Genomic DNA, 8,438 nt, shown 5'->3' with positions numbered 1-8,438 from the left:
TCGCCGAGGCCGTCGCCCGGCGCGCGGCACGCTGGGGGATCAGGAAGTTGCGTGCGTAGCCGTCCTTGACCTTGACGACCTCGCCGAGGTCGCCCAGGTTGACAACCTTTTCGAGCAGGATCACTTGCATGGCATCGCTCCTCAAGCCTTGTGCTGGTCGCTGTACGGCAGCATCGCCAGGAACCGCGCCCGCTTGATGCAGGTGGTGAGCTGGCGCTGGAAGAACGCGCGCGTGCCGGTCAGGCGGGCGGGCGTGATCTTGCCGTTTTCACCGATGAAGTCGCGCAGCGTGTCGATGTCCTTGTAGTCGATTTGTTCGACGCCGGTCACCGTGAAGCGGCAGAAGCGCTTGCGGCGGAACAGCAGGGACTGTTGGTTGCGTTTGGGTTTGCGGTCCTTGGAGAACCGACCTTTACCACGTGGCGGGGGCATATTTCACCTCACTTGAATATCTATCCGGAATAAACATTGAGCGGAGAACGATCACGTCCAGGCTCACTCGAATTCAGTCACATGCAGAACGGCGCCTCGGCCATTGCGCTGGTTGGTCAGAAAGCCGGCAAAGGTGCCTGCTGTTCCGATTTCCAGCGCGACCAGACGCTGTGCGATATCACCGATGGCCACCGCTCGCATCTCCATGGAGACCTTGCGGGCCTGGCCGGCTTCTGTGACTTGCGACTCGTGCTTGAGCTGAAAATCGCAAGCCGGCAAACCGGCCGGTGTGTATCGAACGGCGCCTCGCTCCACCAGTTGTGCCGACAGAACCACCCGGTTCATGCCGCCTCAACCAATGTGAGCGCTGGGCACCTGGCCGTCAGGCCGAAGCTTCCTGCTGTTGCTGCGGTGCCTTGCGGGCGTCTTCCTTTTCGACCGACTTCATCATCACCGAGGGGCCGGTCTCGGCCTTGCTCTTGACGACGGTCAGGTGACGCAGCACGGCATCGTTGAAACGGAAACCCGTTTCCAGCTCGGCCAGGACTTCTTTGCTGGCTTCGATGTTGATGCACAGGTAGTGCGCCTTGGCGAGCTTCTGGATCAGGTAAGCCATTTGACGGCGGCCCCAATCTTCGACCCGATGCACTTTGCCACCGCCAGCGGTGACCGTGCTCTTGTAGCGCTCTAGCATGGCCGGAACCTGTTCGCTCTGATCCGGATGGATGAGCAGGATGATTTCGTAATGACGCATTGAAACTCCTTTTGGTTTTCCGTCGACCCACCGGACATCGGCGGGTTTTCGGGTTAGCCACCCCGTAGGCGTCTGTGTGAAAGGCCAGAAACGGCCCCTCAACCGGGTGTGGCAAGGTAAGCCCGCGAGTGTACTCCGAAACCCGGCCTCCCGGCCACAGGCTCATTCGGGGTGACGGATGCCGTCCACGAAGCCGTCGCTGCGCTGCCCGCCCGGGTGGCTCAACAGGCTGGCCGCGGAGCTCACCGCGAACCCCAGAGACACGCCGAAGACGCCGGCGGCAATCGGCTGGATGCCGAACCACAGGTCGACGGGCGCGGAGATGCCAAAGATGTCTCGCATCCAGGCCTCGTTGCGAACCAGGTAGTACACGGTGATCAGCAAGCCGCTGGCCATGCCGAGGGTCACGCCCAGGGCGTTGGCTCGCTTCCAGAACACGCCCAGCACAAGCGCCGGGAACAGGGCCGCCGCGGCGATCGAAAACGCGGCCGACACCAGGAAGACGATGTCGGCCGGCCTCTGGGCGGCGACCCCTGCCGCACCGAGAGCCACCACCAGCAACAACATCTTCGAGGTGGTGACACGCCGGCCGTTGGAAGCGTTCGGGTCGACCATCTTGAAGTACACGTCGTGCGACAGGGCGTTGGAGATGGTGAGCAACAAGCCGTCGGCGGTTGACAGCGCCGCGGCGAGCGCGCCCGCCGCCACCAGCCCGGAGACGACGAAGGGCAGCCCGCCGATCTCGGGAGCGGCCAGCACGATCATGTCAGCGCCGATGCGGATCTCACCCAGTTGCAAGACGCCATCGCGGTTGATGTCGCTGACCGACAGCAATCCTGGATCGACCTTGGACCAGCTGGCAATCCAGCCAGGCAATTGATCGAACGGCATACCAACCAGCACGTTGAACACCTCGTACTTGACCAGCACGGCGAGTGCCGGGGCTGAAAGATAAAGCAGCAAGATGAAAAACAGCGACCAGGTGACCGACTGGCGCGCCTGCCTCACCGAGGGCGTGGTGTAGCTGCGCATCAACAGGTGCGGCAAGGCCGCGGTGCCGATGGTCAAACAGAAGACGAGCGCCAGGAAGTTGCGCCGCGAGTCGTTGAACTCACGCTGCTCGGCCGCAGACCCGTCCGGGCGGCCCGCAAAGGCCAGGCCGTGGGGTGGCAGCCCGCCCAATGGCTGGGCACGCGTTTCGCTGCTGGCCTTGCCCTGCGTCCACACGCGGCGGGCGGAGTCTGCATCGCGCGGCAAGGCCAGCACCGCTTTCTCGGCAGCCTGGATCTGCGCAAGCGGAGCGTCGGCCGCTCGCAATTCGGCAGCCCGTTGCCGCGCATCCCGCTGTTCGCCCGCAAGTGCGCTGGGCACGTCTTTGAGCTTGGCGGCGTATTCGGCGGCACGCGCTTTCAGCATGGCAATGACTTCGAGCTCTCGGGAGTCGACCCGCAAGGCTTGCTCGCGTTGCGTGATCTTCTCCAACTGCGCGCCGTAGGTCACCTGTGGCAGCGGCGAGCCCGTCTGCTTGATCGACAACCAGAACACCGGCACCAGGAAGGCCACGATGATGACGATGTACTGAGCCACCTGGGTCCAGGTGACGGCCCGCATTCCGCCGAGGAAGGAGCACACCAGCACGCCACCCAATCCGAGGAACACCCCGATCTCGAACGCCACGCCGGTGAGGTGGCTGGTGATGAGGCCGATGGCGTAGATCTGCGCCACCACATAGGTGAACGAGCACAAGATGGCCGCCACGACTCCCATCAGGCGTGGCCAGTGGCTTCCATAGCGCGCACCGAGAAAGTCGGGGATGGTGTACTGGCCGAAGCGGCGCAGGTAGGGCGCCAGCAAAAGCGCCACCAGGCAGTAGCCTCCCGTCCAGCCCATGATGAAGGCGAGGCCGGCATACCCCTGCAGGTACATCGTGCCAGCCAGGCTGATGAACGACGCGGCCGACATCCAGTCGGCCGCTGTGGCCATGCCGTTGTAGACGGCTGGCACCCGCCGGCCGGCCACGTAGTACTCATCGGCATCGGTGGTGCGGCTGAGTACACCGATGCCGGCGTAGAGCAACACCGTGGACAGCAGGAAGATGCCGCCGATCCATCGGCGCGACAGCCCCGCCATCTCCAGCGCAGCGAGCAGCCCGATGAAAACCAGCAGCCCGAGGACGTAGCCACCGTAAACGCGGTGGAGCTGGCGCGTGAACGACGCTTGGGTGGGCTCAGCCATGAGCGTCCGCATGATCATGGGTTGCCATCAAGGGCGATTCTCAGACGCAGCGCCTGCGCGCTGCCATCCTCATCAACCCTTGAAGCCCTTCACCTGCGCGCCAGGCGCCGCCAGGTCTCGACCACGGTGTCGGGGTTGAGCGAGATCGAGACGATGCCCTCGGCCGCGAGCCAGTCGGCAAAGTCCGGGTGGTCGCTGGGCCCCTGGCCGCAGATGCCCACGTACTTGCCCACCGCGCGGCAGGCGGTGATCGCACGCGAGATCATGGCCTTGACGGCCGGGTCGCGTTCGTCGAAGTCTTTCGCGAGGATCTCCATGCCCGAATCGCGATCCAGGCCGAGCGTGAGCTGGGTCAGGTCGTTCGAGCCGATGGACATGCCGTCGAAGTATTCGAGGAACTGCTCGGCCAGCACGGCATTGCTAGGCACCTCGCACATCATGATGATGCGCACACCGTCTTGCCCGCGCTTCAGGCCGCGCTCGGCGAGCATCTCGGTCACGCGCTTGGCCTGGCCCAGGGTGCGCACGAAGGGCACCATGATCTCGACGTTGTTGAGCCCCATCTCGCCGCGCACGCGCTTGAGCGCCTCGCACTCCATCGCGAACGCCTCGCCAAAGGCCTCGCTCACATAACGCGAAGCACCACGGAAGCCGAGCATCGGGTTTTCTTCTTCAGGCTCGTAGCGCGAGCCACCGATCAGCTTGCGGTACTCGTTGCTCTTGAAGTCGGAGAGACGCACGATCACCGGCTTGGGCCAGAAGGCCGCCGCGATGGTGGCCACACCTTCCACCAGCTTGTCCACGTAGAAAGCACGCGGCGAAGCATGGCCACGCGCCACCGACTCGACCGCCTTCTTCAGGTCGAGGTCGATGTTGGGGTAGTCGAGGATCGCCTTCGGGTGCACGCCGATGTTGTTGTTGATGATGAACTCGAGCCGCGCGAGACCCACGCCGCTGTTGGGCATCTGGCAGAAGTCGAACGCCAGCTGCGGGTTGCCCACGTTCATCATGATCTTGATCGGGCAGTACGGCAGCTCGCCGCGTTGCACCTCGGTGATCTCGGTCTCGAGCAGTCCGTCGTAGATGAAGCCGGTGTCGCCTTCGGAGCAGGCGACGGTGACCAGGGCACCTTCTTTCAGGGTCTCGGTTGCGTCGCCGCAGCCGACCACGGCCGGGATGCCCAGCTCGCGCGCAATGATGGCAGCGTGGCAGGTGCGCCCGCCGCGGTTGGTGACGATGGCGCTGGCGCGCTTCATCACCGGCTCCCAATTGGGGTCGGTCATGTCGGTGACGAGCACGTCACCGGGTTGCACGATGTCCATGTCGGCCAGACTGTGCACGATGCGCACCGGGCCGGTGCCGATCTTCTGGCCGATGGCGCGGCCTTCTGCCAGCACGGTGCCGGTGCCCTTCAGCTTGTAGCGCTGCTCGGCCTTGCCTTCTTGCTGGCTCTTCACCGTCTCGGGGCGGGCCTGCAGGATGTAGAGCTTGCCGTCGCCGCCGTCCTTGCCCCACTCGATGTCCATGGCGCGGCCGTAGTGCTCTTCGATGATGAGGGCGTAATTCGCGAGCTCGGTCACGTCGGCATCGCTGAGCGAATAGCGGTTGCGCTGTTCGGTGGCGGTGTCGACGGTCTTCACGAGCTTGCCCGAAGCGGCTTTCTCTTCCGGCGTGGCGAACTCCATCTTGATCAGCTTGGAGCCCAGGTTGCGTCGGATCACCGCCACCTTGCCTGCCCGCAGCGAAGGTTTGTGCACGTAGAACTCGTCGGGGTTCACGGCGCCCTGCACCACCGTCTCGCCGAGGCCATAGCTCGAGGTGATGAAGACAACGTCCTTGAAGCCGCTTTCGGTGTCGATGGTGAACATCACACCGGCCGCCCCCAGGTCGGAGCGCACCATGCGCTGCACGCCGGCCGACAGCGCCACGTCGGTGTGCGCAAACCCCTTGTGCACGCGGTAGCTGATGGCGCGGTCGTTGTAGAGGCTGGCGAAGACCTCTTTCATCTTGTGCAGCACGTCGTCGATGCCGACCACGTTGAGAAAGGTCTCCTGCTGGCCGGCAAAGCTGGCGTCGGGCAGGTCTTCGGCCGTGGCCGACGAGCGCACCGCAAACGAGGCGCCAGGGCTGCTGGCCGTGAGCTTGGCGAACTCGGCGGTGATGGCCGCCTGCAGGTCGGCCGGGAACGGGGTGTCTTCGACCCATTTGCGGATCTCGGCACCGGCTTGCGCCAGCGCACGCACGTCTTCGGTGTTCAGCACCGCCAGGCGGGCGTTGATCTTGTCGGCCAGGCCGTTGTGCGCCAGAAACTGGCGAAACGCATGCGCGGTGGTCGCAAACCCCCCCGGAACGCGAACGCCGGAGGCGGCCAGCTGGCTGATCATTTCGCCGAGGGAGGCGTTCTTGCCGCCAACCGACTCGACGTCGGTCATCCTCAGGTGTTCAAACGGCACGACCAGGGCGGTCGCCAGATTTGTGGGTGACATGGGAAAACTCCGTGATGTTGAAAAACCGGGTGTTCCCAGTGGGGCCGCGAGCCGGAATGGGGCTCAAGCGTGTGCCGCGCGGGCCGCTGCGTAAGGCGTTCTTGTGAGGAAGCGGAGGGCTGCATGGGCGACTGGGAAGAGTCGGTGCGATTCTACGAGCGATTTGCCTATGATCGGACACCCGCGTCACCCCCCCACATCCATGCCGAACCGCACCGTCTACTTCGTCTCCGATGGCACCGGCATCACCGCCGAAACCTTCGGCAACTCGATCCTGGCCCAGTTTCCGGGCAAACCACGCCATGTGCGCAGGCCTTTCATCGACAGTGCCGACAAGGCGCACCAGGTGGTGCGCGAAATCAACCACGCGGCCGAGCTCGAAGGCGTGAAGCCGGTTGTCTTCCTGACGCTGGTCGAGGCCGAGCTGCTGAAGATCTTCAAGGAGAGCAAGGGCTTCGTGCTCGACATGTTCAACACCTTCATCGAGCCGCTGGAGGCCGAGTTCGGCGTCACCTCCAACCACCGCGTCGGGCGTTTCACCGATGTCTCGAAGAGCCAGGAATACACCGACCGCATCGAGGCCATCAACTTCTCGCTGGCCCACGACGACGGCCAATCGGCCAAGAATCTGGAGCAGGCCGACGTCATCCTGGTGGGCGTGAGCCGCAGCGGCAAGACGCCCACCTCGCTCTACCTCGCCATGCAACACGGCATCAAGGCGGCCAACTACCCGCTGATCCCCGAAGACTTCGATCGCAACGAGATCCCGCGCAGCCTGGCGCCGCACAAGAAGAAGTGCTTCGGACTGACGATCGGTCCGGAGCGCTTGGCCGAGATTCGCAACGAGCGCCGGCCCAACAGCAAGTATTCGAGCCTTGAAAACTGCCGCCATGAGGTGAGTGCCGCCGAGGCCATGATGCGGCGTGAAGGGATTTCGTGGTTGTCGTCGACGCACAAGTCGATCGAAGAAATCGCCACCACCATCCTGCGCGACATTCGCCCAGACAGGCTGATGTACTAGAGGCGCCGGCGGGCCGATTCGTAAAGGCACACCGCCGCCGCGGCGGCCACGTTCAACGACTCTTCGCCCCCAGGTTGCGGGATGCGCAGTGACTGCGAACAGCGCTGCATCAACGACGCTGAAACCCCCTGCCCCTCATGGCCCAGCACCCAGGCGCACGGCCAGGGCAGGTCAACCTCGTGCAAGGCGTGCTCGGCATGCGAGCTGGTCGCCAGCATCGAGAGCCGAAGGGCATCAAGCGCCGACTCATCCACCGCTTCCACCAGATTCAGCCCGAAGTGCGCCCCCATGCCGGCGCGCAGCACCTTGGGCGACCACAGCGCCGCCGTGCCCTTGATCGCAACCACCTGCGCAAAACCGAACGCCGCCGCGCTGCGGATGATGGCGCCCACGTTGCCGGCGTCTTGCAGCCGGTCCAGCACCACGGTGGCGACGTCGGGCAGCAACACACCCTGGCCTTGCCACGGCACCGCAAACCCCAAAGGCGCGGCAGATTCGAGCGCGCTCAAACCCGCCATCAAGGCCTGCGGAACGATGGCCACCGTTTCAGCACGGTTCACCAGTTCGCGCAGCGAGGGCTGTTCCCAGGCTGCTTCGGTGATGACGGCCTGCGGGGCATTGCCGCCACGCTGCAAAAAGGCCGAGCAGAGGTGGTCGCCTTCGATCCACACCTCGCCAAGCTTGCGGTAGGCGCCCGGGTCGGCCGCCAGCTTGCGCAGCCGCACCAGCAAAGGGTTGTCGCGTGAGCTGATCGCCTTGACCGTGGCCAACTCAGCCGCCCCCCAGCGCCTCGCGCACCGGCCCGAACGAACGGCGGTGATGCGGGCAGGCGCCATGCTCGCGCAGGGCGGCAAGGTGCTCCGGCGTCGGGTAACCCTTGTGGCCATCGAACCCGTACAGCGGATGCTGCTCGTGCAAGGCCAGGCACAGGCGGTCTCGGTACACCTTGGCGAGGATGGACGCAGCCGAGATCGCCTTCACCTTGGCATCGCCCTTCACGATGGCTTCGGCCGCGATCTTCAGCACCGGCAGGCGATTTCCATCAACCAGCACCTTGCCCGGCTTTAGGCGCAAGCCCTCTACCGCACGGCGCATGGCCAGCATGGTGGCTTGCAGGATGTTCAGCGAATCGATCTCTTCCACCGAGGCTTCGGCGATGGCGCAGCACAATGCCTTGGCGCGGATCTCGTCGTAAAGACGTTCGCGCTGGGCGGGCGACAGCTTCTTGGAGTCGTTCAAGCCCTTGATCGGCTTCAGGTCGTCGAGTATCACCGCGGCCGCCACCACCGGCCCCGCGAGCGGGCCGCGGCCGGCCTCGTCAACGCCGGCAATCAGGCCGATGGCATCGAAGTGAAGGCCGAGCTGCTCAGGCGTTGAGGATTTTCTCGATGGCATCGGTGGCAGCTTGGGCGGTGTGGCAGCGCAGTTGCTGGTGCAAGGTGTGGAAACGTTCGCCAAGGGCGGCGCAGGCCTCGCGATTGTCCAGCCAGTTGAACGCGGCCTGCGCCAG

The 8,438-nt window shown here is 64.6% G+C and carries 9 protein-coding genes; 1 reads left to right on the top strand and 8 read right to left on the bottom strand.

Going from position 1 to position 8,438, the window contains the following annotated elements; all coding sequences use genetic code 11:
• The 6 genes from rplI to ppsA form a co-directional block, all read right to left on the bottom strand.
• On the bottom strand, positions 1 to 130 hold a 130-nt coding region (gene rplI, locus RMO40_RS09380; protein WP_309719557.1), incomplete at its 3' end, for a 50S ribosomal protein L9.
• A gap of 11 nt (positions 131 to 141) precedes the next feature.
• Complete coding sequence (gene rpsR, locus RMO40_RS09375) at positions 142 to 432, bottom strand: 30S ribosomal protein S18 (protein ID WP_309719554.1); 291 nt, start codon at positions 430 to 432, stop codon at positions 142 to 144.
• Positions 433 to 495: 63 nt separating this feature from the next.
• A complete protein-coding gene (priB, locus tag RMO40_RS09370) occupies positions 496 to 777 on the bottom strand; it encodes a primosomal replication protein N (protein WP_309719550.1) in 282 nt (93 codons plus the stop codon).
• Positions 778 to 814: 37 nt separating this feature from the next.
• Positions 815 to 1,186: a 30S ribosomal protein S6 gene (rpsF, locus tag RMO40_RS09365; RefSeq protein WP_309719547.1), complete on the bottom strand. Its 372-nt coding sequence runs from the start codon at positions 1,184 to 1,186 to the stop codon at positions 815 to 817.
• Positions 1,187 to 1,348: 162 nt separating this feature from the next.
• Positions 1,349 to 3,421, bottom strand: coding sequence for a VC_2705 family sodium/solute symporter (locus RMO40_RS09360; protein WP_309719544.1), 2,073 nt, complete (start codon positions 3,419 to 3,421; stop codon positions 1,349 to 1,351).
• 89 nt (positions 3,422 to 3,510) lie between these two features.
• Positions 3,511 to 5,907, bottom strand: a complete 2,397-nt coding sequence (ppsA, locus tag RMO40_RS09355) for a phosphoenolpyruvate synthase (RefSeq protein ID WP_309719541.1) — start codon at positions 5,905 to 5,907, stop codon at positions 3,511 to 3,513.
• Positions 5,908 to 6,109: 202 nt separating this feature from the next.
• Here ppsA and ppsR point away from each other — a divergent pair, with 202 nt between their 5' ends.
• Entirely contained in the window at positions 6,110 to 6,928 is an 819-nt protein-coding gene (gene ppsR / locus RMO40_RS09350) for a posphoenolpyruvate synthetase regulatory kinase/phosphorylase PpsR (RefSeq protein ID WP_309719538.1), read from the top strand.
• On the opposite strand, the gene RMO40_RS09345 is transcribed toward ppsR, so the two are convergent.
• Both RMO40_RS09345 and rnhB read right to left on the bottom strand, forming a co-directional pair.
• Complete coding sequence (locus tag RMO40_RS09345; RefSeq protein ID WP_309719535.1) at positions 6,925 to 7,698, bottom strand: TrmH family RNA methyltransferase; 774 nt, start codon at positions 7,696 to 7,698, stop codon at positions 6,925 to 6,927. The genes ppsR and RMO40_RS09345 overlap by 4 nt on opposite strands.
• Position 7,699: 1 nt before the next feature.
• Entirely contained in the window at positions 7,700 to 8,323 is a 624-nt protein-coding gene (gene rnhB, locus RMO40_RS09340) for a ribonuclease HII (protein ID WP_309719532.1), read from the bottom strand.
• Between the last annotated feature and the right edge of the window lie 115 nt (positions 8,324 to 8,438).

Origin of the sequence: Rhizobacter sp., from assembly GCF_031412075.1 — a bacterium.
In the GTDB taxonomy this organism is placed as follows: Bacteria; Pseudomonadota; Gammaproteobacteria; order Burkholderiales; family Burkholderiaceae_C; genus Rhizobacter.
The sequence above is the reverse complement of the archived record's forward strand: the minus strand, read 5'-3'. Positions and strand labels throughout refer to the sequence as shown.

What these genes read in the sequence shown, in the direction of transcription:
- RMO40_RS09360 (WP_309719544.1), bottom strand. Translation starts at nt 3,421, where the DNA reads ATGGCTGAGCCCACCCAAGCGTCGTTCACGCGCCAGCTCCACCGCGTT.
- rpsF (WP_309719547.1), bottom strand. Translation starts at nt 1,186, where the DNA reads ATGCGTCATTACGAAATCATCCTGCTCATCCATCCGGATCAGAGCGAA.
- rpsR (WP_309719554.1), bottom strand. Translation starts at nt 432, where the DNA reads ATGCCCCCGCCACGTGGTAAAGGTCGGTTCTCCAAGGACCGCAAACCC.
- ppsA (WP_309719541.1), bottom strand. Translation starts at nt 5,907, where the DNA reads ATGTCACCCACAAATCTGGCGACCGCCCTGGTCGTGCCGTTTGAACAC.
- priB (WP_309719550.1), bottom strand. Translation starts at nt 777, where the DNA reads ATGAACCGGGTGGTTCTGTCGGCACAACTGGTGGAGCGAGGCGCCGTT.
- ppsR (WP_309719538.1), top strand. Translation starts at nt 6,110, where the DNA reads ATGCCGAACCGCACCGTCTACTTCGTCTCCGATGGCACCGGCATCACC.
- rnhB (WP_309719532.1), bottom strand. Translation starts at nt 8,323, where the DNA reads ATGCCATCGAGAAAATCCTCAACGCCTGAGCAGCTCGGCCTTCACTTC.